Origin of the sequence: Nostoc sp. C052 (assembly GCF_013393905.1) — a bacterium.
Lineage (GTDB): Bacteria > Cyanobacteriota > Cyanobacteriia > Cyanobacteriales > Nostocaceae > Nostoc.
Genome location: NZ_CP040272.1, coordinates 5,161,282 through 5,184,037, shown reverse-complemented (window position 1 = coordinate 5,184,037; position 22,756 = coordinate 5,161,282). Strand labels below are relative to the sequence as shown.

17 protein-coding genes are annotated in these 22,756 nt (G+C 40.5%); 7 read left to right on the top strand and 10 right to left on the bottom strand.

The features are described 5' to 3' along the window. Nucleotides 1–54: 54 nt before the first annotated feature. The 3 genes from FD723_RS21415 to FD723_RS21405 all read right to left on the bottom strand — a co-directional run bounded on the left by FD723_RS21415 (nt 55) and on the right by FD723_RS21405 (nt 2,611). The gene (locus FD723_RS21415; RefSeq protein WP_179067153.1) at nt 55–855 is read right to left on the bottom strand and encodes an NYN domain-containing protein; all 801 of its coding nucleotides are present in this window, start codon (nt 853–855) and stop codon (nt 55–57) included. 516 nt (nt 856–1,371) lie between these two features. After that, nucleotides 1,372–1,980 carry a hypothetical protein gene (locus FD723_RS21410; protein WP_179067152.1) on the bottom strand — a complete coding sequence of 203 codons (609 nt, stop codon included), beginning with the start codon at nt 1,978–1,980 and terminating at the stop codon, nt 1,372–1,374. A gap of 43 nt (nt 1,981–2,023) precedes the next feature. Next, the gene (locus tag FD723_RS21405) at nt 2,024–2,611 is read right to left on the bottom strand and encodes a Uma2 family endonuclease (protein WP_179069225.1); all 588 of its coding nucleotides are present in this window, start codon (nt 2,609–2,611) and stop codon (nt 2,024–2,026) included. Between the two features lie 118 nt (nt 2,612–2,729). On the opposite strand from FD723_RS21405, the gene bchD reads away from it, so the two are divergent. Next, nucleotides 2,730–4,763, top strand: coding sequence for a magnesium chelatase ATPase subunit D (gene bchD, locus FD723_RS21400; RefSeq protein WP_179067151.1), 2,034 nt, complete (start codon nt 2,730–2,732; stop codon nt 4,761–4,763). 104 nt (nt 4,764–4,867) lie between these two features. Here the strand turns inward: bchD and FD723_RS21395 are convergent, their stop codons facing one another. The 3 genes from FD723_RS21395 to FD723_RS42965 all read right to left on the bottom strand — a co-directional run bounded on the left by FD723_RS21395 (nt 4,868) and on the right by FD723_RS42965 (nt 8,231). After that, nucleotides 4,868–6,694, bottom strand: a complete 1,827-nt coding sequence (locus FD723_RS21395) for a bifunctional serine/threonine-protein kinase/formylglycine-generating enzyme family protein (RefSeq protein WP_179067150.1) — start codon at nt 6,692–6,694, stop codon at nt 4,868–4,870. A gap of 541 nt (nt 6,695–7,235) precedes the next feature. After that, entirely contained in the window at nt 7,236–8,045 is an 810-nt protein-coding gene (locus tag FD723_RS21390) for an ABC transporter permease (protein WP_179067149.1), read from the bottom strand. Nucleotides 8,046–8,105: 60 nt separating this feature from the next. Continuing rightward, nucleotides 8,106–8,231, bottom strand: a complete 126-nt coding sequence (locus FD723_RS42965) for a hypothetical protein (protein WP_256874890.1) — start codon at nt 8,229–8,231, stop codon at nt 8,106–8,108. Nucleotides 8,232–8,942: 711 nt separating this feature from the next. On the opposite strand from FD723_RS42965, the gene FD723_RS21385 reads away from it, so the two are divergent. Beyond that, the gene (locus FD723_RS21385; protein ID WP_179067148.1) at nt 8,943–10,019 is read left to right on the top strand and encodes a glycosyltransferase family 4 protein; all 1,077 of its coding nucleotides are present in this window, start codon (nt 8,943–8,945) and stop codon (nt 10,017–10,019) included. Between the two features lie 123 nt (nt 10,020–10,142). Here the strand turns inward: FD723_RS21385 and FD723_RS21380 are convergent, their stop codons facing one another. The 3 genes from FD723_RS21380 to FD723_RS21370 all read right to left on the bottom strand — a co-directional run bounded on the left by FD723_RS21380 (nt 10,143) and on the right by FD723_RS21370 (nt 13,453). After that, nucleotides 10,143–11,774 (bottom strand): DUF655 domain-containing protein, encoded by a 1,632-nt coding sequence (locus FD723_RS21380; RefSeq protein ID WP_179067147.1) that lies wholly within the window; start codon nt 11,772–11,774, stop codon nt 10,143–10,145. Between the two features lie 87 nt (nt 11,775–11,861). Beyond that, nucleotides 11,862–12,869: an SPFH domain-containing protein gene (locus FD723_RS21375; protein WP_179067146.1), complete on the bottom strand. Its 1,008-nt coding sequence runs from the start codon at nt 12,867–12,869 to the stop codon at nt 11,862–11,864. A 149-nt stretch (nt 12,870–13,018) separates the two neighbouring features. Continuing rightward, nucleotides 13,019–13,453, bottom strand: coding sequence for an NfeD family protein (locus tag FD723_RS21370; protein WP_179067145.1), 435 nt, complete (start codon nt 13,451–13,453; stop codon nt 13,019–13,021). A gap of 232 nt (nt 13,454–13,685) precedes the next feature. Here FD723_RS21370 and FD723_RS21365 point away from each other — a divergent pair, with 232 nt between their 5' ends. After that, a complete protein-coding gene (locus FD723_RS21365; protein WP_179067144.1) occupies nt 13,686–15,719 on the top strand; it encodes a protein phosphatase 2C domain-containing protein in 2,034 nt (677 codons plus the stop codon). Nucleotides 15,720–15,813: 94 nt separating this feature from the next. Here FD723_RS21365 and FD723_RS21360 read toward each other — a convergent pair whose 3' ends face one another. After that, on the bottom strand, nt 15,814–16,092 hold the full coding sequence (locus FD723_RS21360; RefSeq protein WP_179067143.1) for a hypothetical protein: 279 nt from the start codon (nt 16,090–16,092) through the stop codon (nt 15,814–15,816). 96 nt (nt 16,093–16,188) lie between these two features. Here FD723_RS21360 and FD723_RS21355 point away from each other — a divergent pair, with 96 nt between their 5' ends. From FD723_RS21355 to FD723_RS21340, 4 genes are all read left to right on the top strand, one after another. Then, entirely contained in the window at nt 16,189–17,721 is a 1,533-nt protein-coding gene (locus FD723_RS21355) for an NACHT domain protein (protein ID WP_179067142.1), read from the top strand. Beyond that, complete coding sequence (locus FD723_RS21350) at nt 17,714–20,059, top strand: hypothetical protein (protein WP_179067141.1); 2,346 nt, start codon at nt 17,714–17,716, stop codon at nt 20,057–20,059. The genes FD723_RS21355 and FD723_RS21350 overlap by 8 nt, the downstream gene beginning before the upstream one ends. A 5-nt stretch (nt 20,060–20,064) precedes the next feature. After that, nucleotides 20,065–21,081: an ATP-binding protein gene (locus tag FD723_RS21345; RefSeq protein ID WP_179067140.1), complete on the top strand. Its 1,017-nt coding sequence runs from the start codon at nt 20,065–20,067 to the stop codon at nt 21,079–21,081. A gap of 386 nt (nt 21,082–21,467) precedes the next feature. Beyond that, a complete protein-coding gene (locus FD723_RS21340) occupies nt 21,468–22,553 on the top strand; it encodes a tRNA-dihydrouridine synthase (RefSeq protein WP_256874889.1) in 1,086 nt (361 codons plus the stop codon). Nucleotides 22,554–22,756: the final 203 nt, after the last annotated feature.

Below are 22,756 nucleotides of genomic sequence, written 5' to 3'. Positions count from 1 at the left end.
GCGGTGTTTTGGGAAAACCCAGTTTTTTATTCAACTGGGTTTTTCAAAACTATTTTAGGCAGCCAGTATATCTAACTCAGTTAAAAATAACTCCTGATTTTGCTTTCGGACTTTGCCATCCTTGACAGCAACATCAATAAACTGGCTAAAACTCTTAAATTTCTTACTATCATCTGTAGAAATAGATAAGTATCCTTGATAGTTAGCACAACGTTGACGCATCAATTTATCAATGCAACCAAATACGGTAGGCTTACCTTGGCTTGAGGCAGTTTTGATAGCTTCAATTAAATACTCTATAGCCTCTTTGTAATTAATCTGAGACACAATATCTGTGTTTTGAGGTTGAGTCTTATTGCTATTGGCAACTAGCTGAGGTAATTCATCTACAAAGTGGAAGTTATCATTACCAACCAGTTTAATCAACTTTGGACTCTCACTACCTCGTTGAGCAAAAATTATCACCTTTTTACCCAAAGATTTTAGAATACAAATTAAGCCAGCATAGTCCCAGTCTCCTGAAAGTAGGATAATTGTTTTTAGAGAAGGATTAAAGGCAACTGCTTTAACACAGTCAGCCATCAATCTATAATCTGCACTATTCTCTGAATAATCAGGAACATCAACACCCTTCATACTAAGAATTTCTAGCTCATTTTTGGTACAAACTTGGTTTATATCGTGTGAATTATAGTAGAGATTTTTACAGACTATATGCCCCTTAGATTGGGCAAATTTCAGCAATAAATGACCCTTTCCTTTAATTGAAGAGACATTTTGAATATCGGCAAAAATACCGATATAATTTTTCTGCTGGCTTGTTTGTTTTTTGGAAGATTGATCAGGGTGTGTCATTGTAATTTATCCAGTATTGTTTAGTGAACTGGACAGCTTCAACAAATTACACATACATCTAGCAGCAGAACTTTAGACGAGAAATTTGCACTTAAAAAGTACTTCTCTGTCATAAAGCTCTCTACCATCGCTTTCGTTTGGCTTAAGTCTCAGCAGTAGAACTCCTAGTCTCCTAGCAAGCTTCGCGTCATCCCTTCCCCTGAATATTCACCCAGATATCTTGTCTTCCCATTGAATGTCTAGTCAATCAGTTGACCTTACATCGGGCTGAAAATTCAGCCGGAGGGATGACGCGAAGCTCGGCAGGAAACTAGGAATTCTGCTGCTGAGACAACACCAAAAACCTGCGCTTTAGAGTGCGGTTGTTTGTTCTGTCTTATGTACAGAGTGACATGGATGACCCTGGATTGTCAATATACTTATTTATGAAGATTTCGTAAAAGCGCTCACCCATATTCATGAACTTTAAAAATGCTCTATGGTATTTTTTCAAAGATATTTTATTTAATAAATAATTTACGGTTTGCTTTGAGCGATCGCACCATACAAAATACCTAAAATTTTCTTAATATCCTTAATATAATATTCACTCAAATCAATCGAAACTACATTACCTTCAAGCTTAAGAAATTGCCAGATAGTACCGATAGTAACAGCACCATATATAGCTTTTATTTGATTTCCACCTCTCTCGTTAAATAACTGAGCAGCTACCATTTCAGCAATACATTGGGCTAAACCAGACCGCAAATTCTCATTTTTACTTTCTACTAAGACAATCACCGGGCTGCGTACAAGCAACTGCTCGGAAGAAAGACTCAAAATAAAATCACAAAAACCATTTAATCCTCGTTGGCTATCAACAGTAAAATCAACTCCAGAAAAAAAGCTTATTTCATAGTTAAATTTGCGTCTAATCTCTAATAAAATTGGACTGATTATCATTTCACTCCGAGCTTTTTCGGAACTTATCGCTACTGCTAAATCAACATTTTCCCTTAGAATAGTAGATAATAAATCACTACACTCTTGCTCCTTTACATTTGCAAATAATCCAGATGATTCGTGGATAATTAACCCAAAAGAATCAATAACTTCAAGAAGTTTAAAATCACTATAAGCCATAAAACTTACTCTTTTGTCTTATGACTGAATTATATAAGAAAGTTTAAAAATTCAGCTTTGGCGGAAATACCCTAGCTAAATCAAGAGATAAATCAGGGAAGCAGGGAAAAGTTATTACCTCATTTGACAAGAGAATTCTCTTATTTGAATAACCATATCTGCCTTGATTATCCTGATATGGTTCACTGTAAGCTTCCAAATAATTATCGAATAAATTGAATATCCAATAATCAGTAATACCTCCTTTAGCATAGAGAGGTATTTTAACGTCTTGCTCATAGGCCAAAGAAGAATCTGAAACCTCCATTACTAAAAACACATTAGCCGCTTTAGGATGACCCGACAGATAATCATCAGCACGGTTTTGAACAATCGCAAAATCAGGCTCAGGTTCGCTATTAGGTGGCAAAGCAATCGGCGCTTGTGATTGCAAAGTAGCCTTGTCTCCCAGTATTTTGGGGAGTTCCTTCCACAGTTTTCTTAAACAAGTTTCATGGACTGTACCTTTGGATGCCATTTCAATAATTTCCCCGTTGATTAATTCAATGTGGTCATCTTCATGGAAAAAGCCTAATTCTCCGAGCCTGTGGTATTCATCTAGTGTGAAGCGTTTAGCCTGGGCAATACTCATAAATCTTCCTCCCAAGAAAAATGTGATGACGTAACGCCCACGGAGGCGATCGCACTTATATTCTAAATGTGTCAGAAATTGGTATGCTAAAGGCCGAGACTCGCTATGAAAGCAAACAATGCCTGCGCCTACTATCAACCCCACAATCACTGCTTTTCCCTTGACAGCCGTAGTTGGTCAAGAAGCAATTAAATTAGCCTTACTGTTAGCCGCAGTTGATCCTGGTTTGGGAGGAGTAGCGATCGCAGGTCGTCGTGGTACGGCAAAATCTGTAATGGCTCGTGCTATCCACGCTCTACTACCGCCGATTGAAGTTGTCAAAGGTTCAATTAGTAATTGTGACCCCAACCACCCAGAAGAATGGGACGATCAACTTTTGGCGGAGTACGCAGATAAAGATATTCAAGATGTGCCTGTCGAAATTATCCCCGCGCCTTTTTTGCAAATTCCTCTAGGTATCACAGAAGACCGACTATTAGGTTCCGTGGATGTGGAAAAGTCGGTAAAAGAAGGTGATACGATTTTTCAACCCGGTTTACTTGCTACAGCAAACCGTGGTGTACTGTACGTAGATGAAATTAATTTATTAGATGACCAAATATCAAATCAGCTTTTAACAGTATTATCTGAGGGACGCAACCAGATTGAACGGGAAGGGATTAGTTTTCAGCATCCGTGTAAATCCCTGTTTATTGCCACCTACAATCCAGAAGAAGGCGGATTACGGGAGCATTTGTTAGATAGAATTGCGATCGCACTCTCTGCTGATGGTGTACTCGGCTTAGATCAAAGAGTAGAAGCAGTTGAAGTTGCGATCGCTTATTCTAAATCCCCCCAAGACTTCCTCAAACAGTACAACGAAGATTTAGACTCTCTCAAAACTCAAATTATCTTGGCACGGGAATGGTTGAAAGAAGTAATCATCACCCATGAACAAATTGCCTACTTAGTAGATGAGGCGATTCGCGGCGGAGTTCAGGGACATCGCGCCGAGTTATTCGCCGCGCGGGTTGCTAAAGCGGCGGCGGCTTTGGAAGGACGAACAACAGTTAATGCCGAAGATTTGCGCCGTGCTGTGGAATTGGTGATTGTACCACGCGCCACAGTTGTGCAGACACCACCACCAGATCAAGCACCACCACCGCCTCCACCGCCACCGCAACAGAATCAAGAAGAACCCCAGGACGAATCAGAAGAAGAAGAGGAAGAACAAGAAGAACAGGAAGAAAATCAAGAGCAAGAACCCCCTAGCATCCCGGAAGAATTTATCTTTGATCCAGAAGGGGTAATTCTTGATGACAACGTGCTTTACTTTACTCAAATGGCAAAGCGGCAAGGTAAATCTGGTAGTCGCAGTGTTATCTTTTCTGATGACAGGGGACGTTATATTAAGCCAATGTTGCCCAAGGGGAAAGCACGACGCATTGCAGTAGATGCCACCTTGAGAGCAGCGGCTCCGTATCAAAAAGCACGAAGAGAAAGACAACCAGATAGAAAAGTTATTGTCGAACAGCCTGATATTCGCTCGAAACGCCTGGTACGCAAAGCTGGGGCGTTGGTAGTATTTGTGGTAGATGCTTCTGGCTCAATGGCACTGAATCGAATGCAATCGGCTAAAGGTGCGGTGATGCAACTGCTGACAGAAGCTTATCAAAACCGCGACCAAATAGCATTAATTCCCTTCCGGGGAGAACAGGCAGAGGTATTATTGCCTCCAACACGTTCTATTGCTTTGGCACGTAACCGTTTGGAAAGGTTGCCCTGTGGAGGGGGTTCGCCTTTAGCGCATGGTTTAACTCAAGCTGTGCGCGTCGGCTTAAATGCTCAGATGAGTGGAGATATTGGGCAAGTTGTCCTTGTGGCAATCACCGATGGACGGGGTAATATTCCCTTAGCGCGTTCTTTGGGTGAACAGCTAGAACCAGGAGAAAAGCCAGATATCAAAGGAGAATTATTAGAAATTGCTGCCAGAATCCGGGCTTTGGGGATGCAGCTATTAGTAATTGATACAGAAAGTAAATTTGTGTCCACAGGCTTTGCCAAGGAATTATCGCAAACAGCAGGCGGTAAATATTATCATTTGCCGAAAGCGACAGATCAAGCTATTGCTGCTATGACCAAAGGTGCGATCGCTGATTTAAAATCTCGTTAACTCATCCCCCAGCTTGAAGCCCTACGGTGTATACACAAATCCTAAAATCCTTGTTTGGTAAGATACAAGCCTCGCAAGAGCGTAAAAATGCTTGAAAGTTTCAGTTACCCTGAAAATACTACTCTAAAGCCACAAATCCTTAGTCCACCGTCTGACTCATTCCAGCTGCGACTAGCGCTGCGACAAAGTTCTGCATTGAAACTCCAAGAACCACCGCGTAGCACCCGACGATGAATATCACCGCCAACTTCCCAAGCTGTTCCATCTAAGGGTGCGTCGTTATAATTGTTGTGCCACGAATCAGCACACCATTCCCAAACTAGCCCGTGCATATCATATAATCCAAAGGCATTAGCAACTTCAAAACTGCCGACATTTGTTGTTTCTTTACGGAATTTACTTTTTGGTTCCATAGTGCAACTGACTAACTCAGAGGTAATGGTTTCACCAAAGTGGAAGGATGTTGTAGTTCCAGCACGACAAGCATATTCCCATTCAGCCTCACTCGGTAAACGATAGTCGCGTCCAGTTTTTTCTGATAGCCTGAGACAGAATTCTACAGCTTCATACCAAGATACATTTTCCACTGGTCTATCTAAACCTTTGAATTTCGACGGATGAGGATTTAAAGTTTGTTTGACTTTAGGTAAAGCTGCGACTACTCTCCATTGTGCTTGAGTTACGGGAAATTTCCCCATAAAAAATGGTTCGACAGTAACTTGATGTCGAGGACGTTCGTCAGCATCTCCTTCAAACTCTGGTGAACCCATCATGTAAGTACCGCCAGGAATTGATACCATTTCTAAAGTGACAGACTTACTCAATTCTTCGGCAAAGAAGTTGGCATTGCAACTCATACGGTTTACTTCTCTACCACCTGTGTCTACTGTCACTACGTCAAATTCAAAGGTTTCTAAGGGGGGTAATGGTACGATTACTTTTTGTGGTAGCGGCGGTAATATGAGTTGAGACATCGCAACAATTTTTAGGGCGACAGGTTCAATATTTGATGTTATAAACTTCAAATCGTTGATAACTTCTACCGCTGTTTGATACCTTTCGCTCGGTAAATGTTTGAGTAATTTATCTAAAATTTTCCCTAAGTCGTCGCTGATAGTAATACCTTTTTGTTGTAAACGTTCGCGCCACAACCATTTAGCATTCATGGCATCATAAATAGGATCTTTAACCTGTCCAGAAGCATCCTGAAAAGGCAAACATTGAGTTAAAAGACGCACACAAGTTACACCCAAAGCATATAAATCACTGCCATGACAAGCAAATCCAGCCATTTGTTCTGTTGGGGCATAGCCAAGGGTATAAATTACTGTAGCTTGTCTGCCTATACTGGTTTGTGTTACCTGTTTAGCACCGCCAAAGTCAATTAATACGGGTTTTTCATCACTGGCACGACGGATAATATTTTCTGGTTTGATATCCCGATGAATAACGTTATGGGTATGAATGAATTCCAGAACTGGCAATAAATCAGCTAAAAGTTCCCAAATTTGTTGTTCGCCATAAATTTGTTGCTGAACTTCTTGTAAGAGAGTTTTTCCTTGAATGAACTCTTGTACGAGATACAAACTAGTACCTTGTTCAAAATAAGCTAGTAATCTGGGAATTTGGGTATGATTTTCTCCCAATTCATACAACCGAAAAGCCTCTTCTTTAAAAAATTCTGCTGCTTTCGTGCGTTGTCCTGTTCCCTGAAATTGTGGGAAAAATTGCTTGATGACGCAAGGTGCGTTTAGTCTATCAACATCTTCTGTAGCATAGGTTCTACTGAATCCACCTTCACCTAAGAGTCTTAATACGCGGTAACGGTTTCTGAGAAGTTTACCAAAGTTACTTTGTCCGCAACTCACGCAAAATCTATTGCTATCAGAGTTGAATGGATTTGAGCAATTGGGATTTTGGCAGATTTGCATAATGAGGGGGAAATAGCATCTTCTCCAAAGTTAGCCCCAATATTATCTAATTGAAAACAGTTATGTAGAGAAGTGAACACGGAAGTTTATTCATGTGTTTAAAACTATCTTTCACACGAGGATAGAAGAATGAATAAATTTTATTTACTTATCTATAGTAAGACGTTATGCTAGCAGAAAGTACGGCAAATTGCCATGATATTAGTAATTTATGGCAAGCCCAATGCACCCTAAATTTTAATATAGCTGTTGTTCGCTATTCAAAAAAGTTCACTAAGAACCAAACACTCTATAATTTTTATAAGAAGAATTCAGAACACAGGAGTCAGAATGGGCTAAACCTTAGCTATCCGCTAACAGTATTAATTATGTGCGAGTGGGTAATAAATATTGGTTAAAAGCGAGTGGAATAGTGGGCGAAACTAGTATTAAGTATACTCACATTAAAACTTTATCCATTTATGCTTAGAGTATTCTAAATACTGAATTCTGAATTCTGAATTCTGAATTCTGACTCCTGGTTTATTGCCAATTGTGACTCTTATCTGAAATTTTTATTCTCTCCCGAAACGCGAATTAACTCAGCGACAAGAGCAACGATCGCAGATACAGAAATTAACATTACACTAAGGGCATTAATATCAGGTTTAACTCCTGTTCTAATGCGGCTAAAAATTTCCATTGGTAAGGTGTTAGAACCGCTACCAGCAGTAAAACTGGCAATGAGAAAGTCATCTAAGCTGAGGACAAAAGCTAAGAGACAACCAGCGACAATCCCAGGCATTAATTGAGGTAACAATACTTGGATGAAAGCTTGGGTTGGTGTCGCACCTAAATCTAGTGCTGCTTCTTCTAAGTGTGGATCTAAATTAGTCAATCGGGAAGCAACTACAAGTCCGACGTAGGCGAGACAAAACACTATATGGGCTGCAACTATCGTCCACAAACTCAAAGGGATTGCAAAGGTGGCTAGACAAACGAGGGTAGCTACTGCGATCGCAATATCAGGAATAATCAATGGTAGGTAAGCAACACCCCGATACAATTTCTTACCAGGAAATTCGTAACGCGCCAACCCAACCGCCATCAAGGTTCCTAGCACTGCTGAAATTGCCACAGCACAACCAGCAACGATTATACTATTTTGCAAAGCCGATAAAATGCGATCGTCACTAAACAACTTGCGATACCAGTCGAGAGTGAATCCTTGCCAAGTTGCACTGTAGGGCGATTGATTGAAACTATAAAAGCTAAGTACCAGTATGGGCAGGTACATAAACACAAACATCAGCACTGAGAAAACCGCCTGCCATGAGACACGCGGTTTTTTGAGAGATGGAGAGATATTCACGCTTATAATTTTTATTGATAGCAATATAAAATATCATATTTCATGTAATAAGTCAACTATTTATAGCGGTTCTCGTTCACGTGAGGTACATCCGTAGGGGCAATACCCTGCGGTAAGCCGCTCCACGTCTACATGAATTGCCCCTACACCTTGCTCTCCTCCAAGGAGAAATAGTGCATTAGACATAGGATTGAAAATGAATGCAGAGACGTAGCGCTGTTACGTCTCTACAAGGATTCTGGATAACGCATATTTAATTTCTGGAGATGTCTATTAGATGTAGGTTGGGTGGAGCCGCAACCCAACATATATACATATATCAGGGTGTTGGGTTACGCAAAGCCTCTACCTAACCTACAATCTTTTTGCTATTTGTCTCCCTTGTCCCTCTTTCATGTAAGGCTTTTGAAACTTGTTTCATCGGGACTGCCTTCTGCAAGAACTGCCTTTCTTAAATCTACCCTTTGGATAGCCACAAGTTATCCTTGAGAGTACGGAAAGCCGACCAAAGAGTGTCTACGTACTTTATTCTTTAATTAACATTTTAAAATCAGATAATTGATAGTTATAAATAGAGCTTTTTCGCATATTTTAACCATTCAAAGCTAGTTTTTGACGATTTTATCAAGTTCCTATTTAGAAAAAATATCTATTTAAAATTGCAAGAAATAACACAAAAATTAATAGATGAGAATACATTTACCTCTTTAGGAGTGGGTAATTTCCGTACTAGGATAGACAAAAAATATAGAAGTAAGAGCGTAAGATTTGAAGGAAATTGTTAATAAGTTTAGTATCTGAAGTTACTTTCTGATGCCAAAGTGAATCAATTGCAAGCACTAAAACAACAGAAATAAAAAACTTCTAATTCAAGTTTTATTTTTTAGGAGGTTTGTGATGAGAATTGCTCAAATAGCTCCATTGTGGGAGAGAGTACCGCCTCCAGCTTATGGTGGCATAGAGTTAGTAGTAGGGTTACTGACCGATGAATTAGTCCGACGCGGACATGAAGTAACTTTATTTGCATCGGGCGATTCTATTAGTCTGGCAAAACTAACGTCAGTTCATCCTCGTGCCCTCAGACTCGATCCGACTATCAAAGATTACGGCATTTACGAGATGCTGAATATCGCTTCGGTGTATGAACGTGCAGAAGAGTTTGATATTATTCACTCGCATATCGGACATGGGGCACTCGCTTACGCAAATCTTGTCAAAACCCCTACGGTTCATACGTTGCACGGGATTTTTACCCCTGACAACGAAAAGATGTTTAGTTTTGGGAAAAAACAACCCTACGTCAATATTTCCAATTCACAACGAGAACCAAGGTTAGGGTTGAACTCTATAGCAACGGTTTATAACGGAATTGATGTTAGCAGTTATGAGTTTCACTCTCAACCAGAAGATCCTCCTTACTTAGCTTTTTTAGGTCGGATGTCTCCAGAGAAGGGAGCGCACTTAGCGATAGAAATTGCCAAAAAAGCTGGCTGGCATTTAAAAATGGCAGGTAAGATAGATGTTGTTGATGTGGAATACTTTGAGAAGGAAATCAAACCGCACATTGATGGGGAGCAAATTGAATATCTGGGTGAAGCCAACCATGCTCAAAAAAATGCCCTCATGGGTGGTGCAGTCGCAACTTTGTTCCCGATTACCTGGCGAGAACCCTTTGGGTTAGTGATGATTGAGTCAATGGCTTCGGGTACGCCAGTGATTGCAATGAAATTGGGTTCTACTGAAGAGGTAATTTCTCACGGTAAGACGGGTTTTCTTTGCAATAATATTCAAGAGTGCATCAGCGCCATCGATCGCACCATAGAGTTAGACCGCTATGCTTGTCGTCAGTATGTCGAAAACCTCTTCAGCGTTGGGCACATGACTGATGGCTATGAAACAGTTTATAAACAAGTAATAGCAGAACGATTTTCCCAAAATGGGCATTTCCGCAGTTTGGTTGATTTAGCTAGCTAGCGATCGCATTTGTGTAATTTTACAGCCCTGGCGAATAGAATGATGCCTCTGGCACGCCAAGGGCGAACGCAGCGACACAAACAAAGCCCACCTCCGTGGGCTAAAAAAAAATGCTATGCGATTTTACCAAATTATGCGATCGCTCCATTTTCCCAACATCTTAGAACTCACTCCTGGAACTCTTTCTAAGTCTTGTGAAGATGTAAATTTTTGCTGTTGACGACTAAGAATTATTCGCTGTGCTAATTTTTTACCCACGCCAGGGAGAGTTGCCAATTCTTCTAAACTTGCGGTGTTGATATTTACTTTTTGAACTGCTTGTAACTCAGTTGATGAAGGAGTTTTTATTTGCGGACACCGTGTTTGTTCTAATTTAATCTTTTCTTGAATTGCAGGCGGTAATCCTGGTTTAATTTTGCTATAAAGACGAGCAAACTCTCGTACATAATGGGCAGCAACTATCGGATTTTCAATTACTACAAGAGTTTCATCGTTACCATTATTGGCAGCATCAGACCAATTATGAGAACCTGTAATTACTGTTTGACTATCAATAACACCAAATTTGTGATGCAATAAATCACCTTTGGCTAACACAGGTACGCCCACGGTAGTAATTGGACTTGACCAAGGATGATTGTCAATTTCATATTTACATTTGTTACTGAGAGCAACCCCCATCATATCTAATGCTTCACTATAAGGACGGTAGGCGAATTGTGGTTCAATTAAAGCGCGAATTTCCACACTTTGTTGATGACGTTTTTCTAAAATATTGGCAAGACGCTGTTCGGAAAGAACAAATAATGCCATGTCAATAGATTGGGTTGCTGAATCTAAAGTTTTGCCAATTAAACCATTACTACTGCTACTCCAAAGTTGAATTGGAGAAGTAGGCGAAAATTGCACAGTAATTTTGGTGTTACCTAAAGTTATTTGTTTAGGTAAACGCATTGGCTTTTTTAAACCAAATCGACTATCAGGTTGACCTCCTGGCCCATCCCCCCACATAATATTAAACTCTTCTGTAAATAAAGATGCTAATTCTGGGCTGTCAATTTGCAATAAGTTATTGGCATTGCCTAAACTGCTGGAATTTGTAAAATCCCCAGAAGTGTCACTTAATGTGAAATTAGCCGAAGTGATAATTACAAGGCGATTATCCACAATCACAAATTTGTGATGCATCAAGCTGCTACCGGCTGAACCATCTGCTCGATCGTCTAGCCAGGGAATTTTGGCATTTTGCAAAATTATCAAAGCATCTCTTTGATTGATTTCTGTTGCGCTAAGTTGATTATCTTGGTTAATATCGATAAATTTGCGGAATTCATTATAGCGTTCCCGTTCTCTTTTATCTAACTTATCTACTTCAGTAGATGTTAAGCTACTCCAGGGTCGACTATAGTTATTTTCTAAAATTATCCTGACTTTTATCCCAGCTTTTTGTCTATCAACCAGTGCTTGGGCAACTTTGGGTAAACGTAATTCTTGTACCGCCACATCTACTGTAAATTTAGCGTGCGTTATAGCATCGGCAATCTGTTTTTCTAAATCATCCCCAAGGCGAGTTTGCTGACGGTAACTTTCTTGGTATTCTGAAGACTCAGAATGGTTAAAGTAAACTTGAACTAGCGGGTCTTGTGGTAAAGGTACTGGACGCTGATTAGAAGACTGGACTCGTTGACAACCAGCGAGGGAGAATATCAGTAAAAAGATATATAAAAAATATCTTTGTCTAGAAATAAGTTGCACTGTAATCTGTTAAAAGTGGATTGGGAGTGGACATATTTATCATTCCCAAAATTTTGCGTTCTCAATCCCACTCCCTACTCCCCATTCTTAACTAGGGCGATTGTTTTCTAATCCTGGTATTTGTTTAGAAAACAACTCGTTAGAGTCAAGTTGACCATTTGAGATAACAGAACGCATACCCTCGAAAGCAGCAGGGATAGTGCGTGGATCTATAAATAAGACCTTGCTGCTATCGCTTTTACCAATTGTCGCGCCCATATCTAGATAGCCTAAAGCAAACAGAACTTCTACTGCTTTATTGGCATTGGGATTTGTCTGGAGTTTTTGGGCTATAATTTCTGCTGATTCTGCGATCGCCTGGGCTTTCAAAACCTGCTGCTGACGTTCCGCTTGAGCTTTCAGAACGATCGCCTTTTGTTCGGCTTCCGCCTGCAAAATTACCGATTTTTGACGAGCTTCCGCATCCAATATTTGCGCCTCAGCTTTACCTTTGGCACTATTAACAGCAGCTTCGCGATCGCCCTCAGAAGTTAAAATTGCTGCCCGTTTGCGTCTTTCTGCCGACATCTGCAATTCCATCGATTCTCGCACTGCCTGAGACGGAATGATATCTCGCAGTTCTACCCGTGTCACTTTCACACCCCAAGGATCGGTAGCAACATCCAAATCTCGTAACAAAAGTTCACTGATGTGGGAACGAGCAGTAAAGGTTTGATCCAACTCCAGTTGCCCCATTTCGGCGCGAATTTGAGTCAGCACCATATTTATCATTGCCGACTGGAGATTTTCTACCTTATACCAGGCTTTTTCCATATCTACGATGCGCCAGTAAAACACTGCATCCACCTCAATGCCAACGTTGTCACGGGTGATGCACTGTTGGGGAGGAATATCTAAGACTTTTTCGCGGATAGTTCCTTGGTAAACAACTCTATCCAGGAAAGGAATGACGAAATTGAGTCCTGGTTCCAGTTTTTTGTTATAACTACCCAATCTTTCCACCAAAGCTTCATTGCCTTGATTGACGACTTTCACCGTTCCTGCCACGGCACCACCACCAAGGGCTAAAAATACTAGTAAAAAGAACTGTTCCATTGTGAATCTCCTGGTTTTTAATAAAGAGAATGGGGAATACGGAGTAGGGAATAGGGAATGGGGACTGAGGGAGCAGGGAGCAGAAGAATTTCCCCTCCGCCCCCTGCACCCTGCCCCTCTGCCTCTTTTCAATGCCCAATCCCCATTAACTAAGAATTCAACAGATTTTCTGGTACAACAATTAAAGTAGTACCTTCCCTCCTAACTACATAAACTTTTTGATGGGGTGGTACGGTAAATTTCTCATCATCACATCTTGCTTGCCAAGAATTTCCCTCATACCGTACCCGCCCTGTTTTCCCAGGCAGAATTTCTGTTAAGGTTTCAGCTATGACTGCATCCTGAATTTTCGATTTGCGTCGTCGCGGTTGCAAAAAACGACGGGAAAGCACGATTAGGGCTGTGGAAAGCAACAGCCAAACTACAACTTGCAACCATACACTTCCCATACCCACTCCAGACAGCAGCGCCACCACGAAAGCGCTAATTCCCATCATGAAGGCGACAAACGCCGATGGTAAAAACAGTTCCATTAAACACAGAACTGCTCCTGCCAGAAGCCAGATTAAGGTAAAACTTGGCATAGCGCCATCCTAGTTTCTACATTGACGTAAATGCATTTCTACGATTAGATACAGCCAGACGTAAGTTATTTACAGAAAGCAAAACTTGATATTTCTACCAATAATTTTGATTAACTTCAGTAACAACGTGTAGCTAGCAGTACACAAGTCCAGTTTATTCTAGCCTTCAATTCATTGCCAGCTAAAGTTAATCGAAGTTCATGAGTTGATTGTTTTTTAAATTTATACCTTTATGATTTCTACCCAACTGATAATTTTTTGTATAAATCCACGCTGTAATAGCCCCATTAATCCAATAGGGGATAGTGTTTGTGCCAGTTGTCAAACTCCTTTAGTTCACCGCTATCTTTGGGCGACTGGCTCATTGTCTGCTCAAATCCCACCAGGCACAAAGGTTGCAGACAGGTATGAAGTAATTAAACAGCAGATTTGGTTGGATACTCAACCGGGACTACCGCCAGATATACCTGAAGAATTGCCAACAGAAGTAATTCCTTATCTACGGTTATATCAAGAGCGGTTGCATTTACCTCAGGCCTATGGGTTTGCTAGTAACCTTGAGGGAGATACTGATATCCTTTTATTGGAAAATGTGCCGATAGATAAGACAGGAAATATCTATCCAACTATCGTTGAGGTATGGGAGCAAGCAACAGCAGTACGACAAGTTTATTGGCTGTGGCAAATTCTCCAACTTTGGACACCTTTATCAGAACTGGGACTTAGCCACAGTTTACTGGTAATAGATAACTTGAGGGTCGAAGGTTGGTGTGTGCGACTGTTGGAACTTTACCAAACACCAGCAGATGAGAAGCTGAGTTTACAAAATCTAGGTGAGTGTTGGCAGTTTTGGGTAGTGTCTGCCAAGGCATCAGTAGCCAAAGGGTTGCAGAACATAGTCCAGGAGATGTGTGAAACTGAGATTGAGTTAGAAGCGATTAATTTTCAACTCAATCATTTACTACTAGCAGCTGCGGCAGAATTGCCATTAGTCTTAAAGGTGGCAGGCTTTACAGATATTGGCCCAATCATGGCGCAAAATGAAGACGCTTGCTATCCCAATGCTTTGAGTGATTTAGATGAGCCTTTATTACGCCACTTGTCGATTGTTTGCGATGGCATTGGCGGACATGAAGGCGGTGAGGTTGCCAGTAAGTTAACAGTGCAGTCTGTAAAGTTGCAAATTCGCGCTTTACTGGCGGAAGTAACACAACAAACTGGACTTTTACCGCCAGAGTTATTACAAGAACAATTAGAAGCAAGCTTACGGGTAATAAATAATTTGATTTGTGCCCGCAATGATGAACAAAAACGCCAAGGCAGAGAACGCATGGCTACAACAATTGTCATGGCGGTGCAAATTCCCCAACGAGTCCAGACAAGTACTGGATGGCAATCAAATAATACCCATGAACTTTACTTGGCTAATGTTGGCGATAGCCGCGCCTATTGGATTACTCGCAATTATTGCCAGCTACTCACTGTCGATGATGATGTAGCGACGCGAGAAGTCCGCCTGGCAAAAAGCTTGTATAGAAAGGCACTTCTAAGACCAGATGCTAGTGCCTTAACTCAAGCATTGGGGACAAGGGATTCAGAATCTTTGCGTCTCAAGGTGCAGCGATTTATTGTGGAAGAAGATGGCATTTTGCTACTGTGTTCTGATGGCTTAAGTGATAATAACTGGGTAGAACAATCTTGGCAGGATTATGCAATACCTGTGTTAACAGGGCAAATGACAGTTGAAGATGCTGTCCACAACTGGATTAACTTGGCAAACGAAAAAAATGGGCGTGATAATACATCGGTTGTTCTGACTTATTGCCGTGTATCTCCAGAATATTTAGTACCTGTGACTCCGGCGTTGCCACAAGAAATTATAGAAGCAGAAATACAAGAGGAAGAAGAACAAGCAGAACCAGAGGAAGAGGAACAAGCAGAACTAGAAGAAGAACAGGAAAAAGAAGAAGAAGAATTAATTTCCTTTAGAGAAAGTTCGGAAACTCTGCTAGATTTGGATTTAGGTTTGGATCTAGATTTGGATCTTTCAGAGGAAACACCTTTCATACCAGAAATTCGACCAACTTTCATTACAAAACCTAAACGGGATAAACGTTTTTTAAGACTGTGGGAAGTTTTAGCATTGCTTGTAGGGGGTACAAGTCTGGGATTATTTGCTTGGTGGCAAATTAATCCTCAAGGATTCCAGCAGATGTGTCGGCAACTTCCCCAAGGAGTGGAGCAATTTTGTTCCCCTAGAAAATAGACATCTCCAGAAATTAAAGATGCGTTACCCAGAACCCTTGTAGAGACGTAGCACTGCTACGTCTCTACATTCTTTTTCGGAGATGTCTAATAGGTTATACCGAAATATTGTAATGTTGATGAGGAATATTACAGTATTGATAAGGAATATTGTAATCTTTATCGTCAAAATTACAATATTCCTTATGAATGTCGTAATGTTGATGAGGAATATTGTAATGTTCCTTATGAGTGTTGCAATGTTGATGAGGAACATTGCAACGTTTCTCCCAAACATTGCAATGTTGGCAAGAACAACTTCTACATTTAGGGTGACGGACAATCAAGTGGCGATCGCTAGTAAGTCGAGATAGGTTAGCGATCGCACCACACATAACTCTACATCACTGCACCACGCAGAAACTAGCAATGTAACTCAGTAAATATGCGATAAGGTAAGGGTATCACAACCTGCTCCCACCACAGGAAAGATGAATATTACCCTGGTAATTAAAGCTATTGCTGCCGCTACTGCTTCCCCAATCATAAATGCAGTTCAGCGTCACAAAACTGTAATTGAAATTAAAGAAAAGCTAGGAATTAATTCAGCACAGCCGCCAGAAAAGTTTGACGATGTTTATGTTCATACTTTAGTAGAGTATGGTTTTGATAAACCTGAACTTGAGCTTAACTTGAGATTTCTTGACAATCAAAAAGTAAGAAAAGTTTTTTCAAAAGCTTTCTCAAAGCAGCCATTAGATTTTAATCACCAAGAATGGAATCCATTGAGAGACGAGGCACAAAAAGCCAAAATAGATATTTCGCAGGTTCAGGAATTCCATCAAGCTTTTATCAATGTAGCAAAACGCTCTATCAATCCAGGGCAACTTATAACTAACGTAGAACTTCAAGAACACCTAAATCAATTTACAGAACTTACAGAACAGTCTCTTTATCCAGATGACTTTAAAGCGCTAATTGAAGAAAAAACTAAGGCATTTTGTGGACGGGTATTTGTATTTAAGGAGTTTGATGATTTCCTTAAAAAGTATCCCAAAGGTTATTTTACCGTGATTGGGGATGCGGGGATGGGGAAAAGTGCGATCGCGGCCCAATCAGTATCTAAATACAAAGCTATCTGCTACTTCAATATTCGCGCAGAAGGTCGCAATACACCAGAGCAATTTCTGCAAAGTATTCGTCAACAACTAATTAGTCGCTATCAGTTACAGAATGCAGAAAATGATAATTTACCTACTTTGCTGACGAAAGTTAGTGAAAAGCTGACCGTTGGTGAACCCTTAGTAATTGTGGTTGATGCACTCGATGAAGTCGAACAACCAGGCTCAGGAAATCTTTTAGATTTACCCAAAAATCTGCCAGATAAAATATATTTTCTGCTAACTAGGCGACGCTATGCCCAAAACGAAAAGCGCTTGTTAACTGAAGAAGTTCCAGAACAACAGTTAGATTTAACAGCCAATAAGTATGAAATCTGGAATCGAAAAGATGTGACAGAGTACATTAGTACATTTATCAATGATGAGCAGGAGCATCCTGGTTTAAAGGCATGGATTCAAAAACGCAACATTCAGCCGCCATATTTTATTGAGCAGGTAGCACAAAAAAGTGAAAATAATTTTATGTACCTGTACTATGTCTTACCCAGTATTGCTAGAGGAGATTATCAAGACTTAAGTTTAGAGGAATTACCTGAGAAACTTCAGGGTTATTATGAACAGCATTGGAAACAGATGGGAATGGAAACTCCAGACAAGCGGACAAATGCGATTATCCTCTGTGTACTCCTTGAGATAGGTAAACCGATTTCCTGTGAATCCATTGCCCGTATAACTAAACGAAATGAATATGATGTTTTGGAGCTTTTGAATAAGTGGCTGCAATTCTTGAGAAAACAAAAAGAAAATCAGGAAGATTATTATTCAATTTATCACCAAAGTTTTGCAGATTTTCTCCGTAATCAACCGACATTAAAAAGAGAAAAAAAGAACAATAATGATTGATTGGCAAGAGGTTTATCATCTGATTTCCGACTCTAATGATCAATTGTGGGCAAACCTAAAACCAGGTGAGGAAAAAGACGAAGATGAAAGTTTTGCTAAAAAATTTGCCCAGTTATGCTTAAGTGACCAGCGAACCATCCTCATTGACCCTCGTGAAAAAGCAAACATAGGAAGGTGGCAACCACTTTACGAAAGATTGACTGATTTTGATTTTATTGATGCAAAAGTCAAGCATTCTGATTTTGGTGTGCAGTCACTCATTGAGGATTATGATTTAATTAATGACTCCGAACTGTTAAACAAGCCAGAATATAATGCAGAGCAAGTAGAAACTCTAAAATTGATTCAAGGAGCGTTACGATTGTCAGCGCATATTTTAGAAAAAGATAAAATGCAACTGGCAGGGCAATTATGCGGGCGTTTGCTAGACAAGAAACTGCCAGAAATTCAGACATTATTAACACAAGCAAAGCACTATAAAGTTTTCCCTTGGTTGCGTTCTGTAACCTCTAGCTTAACACCACCAGGGGGACGCTTACTCCGAACTCTCAAGGGCGAGAAACCTGTAGCAGTCACCCCCAATGGTCAGCAGTTGATTTCTGGTTTTGATGACAACACTCTCAGAGTTTGGAATTTAGAAACGGGAGAGGAAATTCTCACTCTTAGAGGTCATACTGGTTCAATAAGAGCTGTAGCGGTTACACCAGACGGTAAATATATAATTTCTGGTTCAGGTGACAACACAATTAGAGTTTGGGAAATTAATACAGGTCAAGTAGTTTTTAATCTAACAGGACATATAAATTCTGTAAACGCATTGGCTGTAACACTTGATAGTCAATGGGTAATTTCTGGATCTAGTGATACCACAGTCAAAATTTGGGATTTAAAAACTGGTAATGAAATCTGTACGTTTGGAAATTTAGAAGACTCTAAAACTCGTTTATTACAAAATATTTACAGTGAGAGTAAGAAAGACTTTGATTTTATTGATGCAGTATATTCTGTAGTAGTCACACCAGATGCTAAACAAGTAATTGCTGGTTATGATTATAATATTATTAGAGTATGGAATGTAGAAAATCAAACACAAATTTTTTCCTGTAAATGTGAGGCTCCTTTAGTCAGGAATTTAGCATTAGCTCTAAATGGAAAACTACTTATTGCTGCTTCAGGAGCAAATAGTATTCAGGGTTGGAGCCTAGATACTGGAAAAGAAGTTTTACGTCTTGAAGGTCATAATAATGGAGTAGCAACCATAGCTATTACATCAGACGGGAAAGGATTAATTTCCTATGCTTACGATAAAAACTTCAAATATTGGAGTATAGAAAAAAGTGAAGAAATACTTACATTCAAATCGGATACTGAAGACATAACATCTATAGTGCTTACGCCAGATAATAAAAAGTTAATTTCTGGTTCCAGTACTATCAAAATCTGGAGTTTAGAGATTGACAATGAAACTCCTTATTTTTCAGCTCATAACGATAGTATATGGGCTTTAGTAATAACGCCAGATGGGAAAAAAGCTATTTCTAGTTCTGGTGATAAAACTATGAAAGTTTGGGATTTAGAGACTCAAAAAGTAATTTCTACCTTTAATAATATTATTCATTCAATAGTTGCAATAACAGTAACACCAGACAATAAACAGATTATTTTAGGTTCAGATAATAATGCTCTCAACGTGAGAGACTTATCAACAGGGAAGGAAATATTGAAACTTACTGGTCATAGTCAAAGCGTAATTGCTTTAACAATAACACCAGATGGAGAGAAGGTTATTTCTAGTTCTGCTGACCACAGCCTGAAAGTATGGGATTTAAAATCAGGGAAAGAGATTCTTACTAAAAATTGTAATGGTTGGTCTCATTATGATATAGCGATTACTCCTGATGGTAAACAGGTGATTTCTGCTTTATACCAAATCATTGCAGTTTACAATCTCTCTAATAGTGATGAATCTTTTGTTATCGATGCTCATATCACTTATATAAATGCCGTAGCAGTTACACCCAACGGAATGCAGATAATTTCCGCTTCTAGTGACAAGACTATTAAAGTTTGGAATATGAAAACAAGAAAGGAAATTTTTACACTCATAGGTCATACTAATGATGTCAATGATGTAGCAGTGACAGTAGACAGCAAACTGTTGATTTCTGTTTCTTCTGATAACACTCTCAAAGTCTGGAATCTAGCAACAGCAGAAAATATTGCCACTTTTACAAGTGACAGTCCCATAAATTCCTGTGCTGTTGCACCAGATGGGGTGACAATTGTGGCTGGAGACTCTTCAGGGAGAGTGCATTTTTTGCGGTTGGAGAATGTTTAAAAAGTATGAACACTTCACCTCGACCCCCAACGCCAATCAATACTCCCTCCTACCCAAGAGAATTTCAACAAGTCATTCTCGAAAAAAGTCAAAACTTTGTTGGTCGCGCTTTCGTCTTCAACGCAATATCTAACTTTCTCCAGCGTTGCGATCGCGGTTACTTTACCATAATTGGCGCACCCGGTAGCGGCAAAAGTGCCATCCTCGCCAAGTACGTCACCGAAAATCCCCACGTTCTCTATTACAACGCCCAATTACCAAGCAAAAGTCGCGCTGAGGAATTTATTGCTACTATCTGCACGCAAATTGCCCAGGCATCTCAAGAAACGTCTCTACATTCCCTGCTCCAGCAAGTCAGCGACCAGCTAGAACCACAGCAAAAGTTTATCATTGCTATCGATGCCTTGGATGCTGTTAACTACAACAACCAAACCCCAGGCTCAAATCTCTTTTATCTTCCCAGATATCTCCCGCGTGGCGTCTATTTCCTTCTTACCCGCCGTCCTTACGTGCGAAAACAATCCGGTTTGTTGATAGAAGCACCTTCCCAAATTCTTGACTTATCAGCATACCCACAACAAAACCAAGAGGATGTACAAGCATACATTCGACAATACGTCAATAAAGACGAAGAACTTACAGCACAACTAACCACCAAAAGCGAAAACAATTTCATGTACCTCAGCGAGATGTTACCTATTATCTCTAAGGAGTTTGATCGACTCCCCGCTGGTTTAGAGGCGTATTATCAGCAGCATCAGCACAAAATGATTCCTCCGAATTCGTCAAGGCAAGAGAGGGAATTGAAATTATCTGTGCTGAGTGTGTTAGTCCAAGTTTCATCATTTGTATCAGCAGGAAGCATTGCTAGTACAATTAATGCTGATGAATATGATGTTGAAGAAGTTCTGGAAAATTGGCGTGAGTTTTTAACACTCCAGGAAATCGATGGAGAAATCCACTACAGTTTTTATCATTCCAGCTTTCGAGATTTCTTAAGCAAGCAAGTAAATTTTGGTTAGCGATAGTTAGGCTGGTGAAAGCCAGTTGTTACCCTGGATATACTTCTTGTACACGCTTTTTTATAAGAAGAATTCAGAACTCAGGAGTCAGAATTCAGCAATGTTTTCTGTACGAGTGGGTGATAGCGCAGCGTAAAGCCTTCTCTTCGAGAGGCTTCGCCAACGGCATGGCTTCTCTACGAGACGCTGCGCGAACGCTTAGAGCGAGTATTTTCGAGTTGCGTCTGAATATTGGTTAAAAGCGAGTGGAATGGTGGGCGAAAAAAATTAAAATATTCTCGCCTTAAAACTCTATCCCTTTATGGGTAGAGTATTCTGAATTCTGAATTCTGAATTCTGACTCCTGTTTTATCAAGTCCGGCTAATTAGTTTTAATTCTCAAATCTATGCAGCAAGCCTACAAGCCCCTCTCCTCTGCTCCTCTGCACCCCTGCTGCCTTAATGATAAGTCTTTAACCGGACATGATATTCCCCGATCGCTCCATCCATCTCTACCCCTTACCGCTCTTGCGCCCATGCAGGATGTGACAAACCTCTGGTTTATGAAGGTTATTGCCCACTACGGCAGCCCTGACTACTTTTTCACTGAGTATTTCCGTGTCAATGATACTTCACGGCTTAATCGTCATATTTTGGCATCAATCACTGAAAACGACACAGGTCGCCCCGTTTTTGCTCAAATGATTGGCGAAAGCATTCCAGACTTAGTAAGAACAGCAAAGGAACTCTGCGGCTATAATATCGCTGGAGTTGACTTGAATCTGGGCTGTCCCGCACCGAGAATCTATCGCAAAAATGTTGGGGGTGGATTGCTGCTTTTACCAGAAAAAGTGGATCGGATTTTAGGAGAACTGCGGCAAGCAGTGAACGATCGCCCTTTAACCGTTAAGATGCGCGTCGGCTTTGAAAATACAGATAACTTTTATGAAATTCTAGATATAATTAATCGCCACAGCATCGATTTGCTGAGTTTGCATGGTCGCACAGTGAAAGATATGTACCACGGAGCAGTGAAATATGATTTGATTGGCGAAGCGGTAAGACGAGTCCATTGCCCAGTGCTGGCCAATGGCAACATTCACTCTGCGAAAACTGCTCTTGAAGTGCTTTCTCAAACAGGCGCGGCGGGTGTGATGGTGGGACGCTGGGCGATCGGGAATCCTTGGCTTTTTAATCAGATTCGGCAGGCTTTGCGAGGAGAGGCGATCGCACCCATTCCTTTAGTGGAGGTACGCAACTATATTGAGCGGCTATGGCAAACCCCCACAGCAGCAACGATGCCAGAGCGCGCGCGCGTCGGCTATCTCAAAATGTTCCTCAACTACATTGCCCTGAGTGTTGACGCTGAAGGTCATTTTCTGCGGCTGATGCGACAAACCCAGACCGAGGCAGAACTGTTTAACCTCTGCGATCGCATTCTCCTTAACGATCTGACAAAAACTTTAGCCCTAGCACCCTCCTTGAGCGTGTAACTGCCATACACGAAAATTCGTGAGAGAGTTGACCTGGGGAACATCCTAGAGTCAAGATAAAAGGGTTAGATATTTTGTCAAAGTACTAAGCACATCTGATAGATATTGCTTGATTTTCTTTCATTTCCCTGTTTTAGGGTAAAGACGAAAGCTAGGGGCGATACTTATTAACGCGGCAAAAAAATTAAAAAAGTACGCACGGA

Excerpts from the sequence above, each read along its gene's own strand:
- FD723_RS21415 (WP_179067153.1), bottom strand. The coding sequence starts at position 855 with ATGACACACCCTGATCAATCTTCCAAAAAACAAACAAGCCAGCAGAAA.
- FD723_RS21410 (WP_179067152.1), bottom strand. The coding sequence starts at position 1,980 with ATGGCTTATAGTGATTTTAAACTTCTTGAAGTTATTGATTCTTTTGGG.
- FD723_RS21405 (WP_179069225.1), bottom strand. The coding sequence starts at position 2,611 with ATGAGTATTGCCCAGGCTAAACGCTTCACACTAGATGAATACCACAGG.
- bchD (WP_179067151.1), top strand. The coding sequence starts at position 2,730 with ATGCCTGCGCCTACTATCAACCCCACAATCACTGCTTTTCCCTTGACA.
- FD723_RS21395 (WP_179067150.1), bottom strand. The coding sequence starts at position 6,694 with ATGCAAATCTGCCAAAATCCCAATTGCTCAAATCCATTCAACTCTGAT.
- FD723_RS42965 (WP_256874890.1), bottom strand. The coding sequence starts at position 8,231 with ATGTCTAATGCACTATTTCTCCTTGGAGGAGAGCAAGGTGTAGGGGCA.
- FD723_RS21385 (WP_179067148.1), top strand. The coding sequence starts at position 8,943 with ATGAGAATTGCTCAAATAGCTCCATTGTGGGAGAGAGTACCGCCTCCA.
- FD723_RS21375 (WP_179067146.1), bottom strand. The coding sequence starts at position 12,869 with ATGGAACAGTTCTTTTTACTAGTATTTTTAGCCCTTGGTGGTGGTGCC.
- FD723_RS21370 (WP_179067145.1), bottom strand. The coding sequence starts at position 13,453 with ATGCCAAGTTTTACCTTAATCTGGCTTCTGGCAGGAGCAGTTCTGTGT.
- FD723_RS21365 (WP_179067144.1), top strand. The coding sequence starts at position 13,686 with ATGATTTCTACCCAACTGATAATTTTTTGTATAAATCCACGCTGTAAT.
- FD723_RS21360 (WP_179067143.1), bottom strand. The coding sequence starts at position 16,092 with ATGTGTGGTGCGATCGCTAACCTATCTCGACTTACTAGCGATCGCCAC.
- FD723_RS21355 (WP_179067142.1), top strand. The coding sequence starts at position 16,189 with ATGAATATTACCCTGGTAATTAAAGCTATTGCTGCCGCTACTGCTTCC.
- FD723_RS21350 (WP_179067141.1), top strand. The coding sequence starts at position 17,714 with ATGATTGATTGGCAAGAGGTTTATCATCTGATTTCCGACTCTAATGAT.
- FD723_RS21345 (WP_179067140.1), top strand. The coding sequence starts at position 20,065 with ATGAACACTTCACCTCGACCCCCAACGCCAATCAATACTCCCTCCTAC.
- FD723_RS21340 (WP_256874889.1), top strand. The coding sequence starts at position 21,468 with ATGCAGCAAGCCTACAAGCCCCTCTCCTCTGCTCCTCTGCACCCCTGC.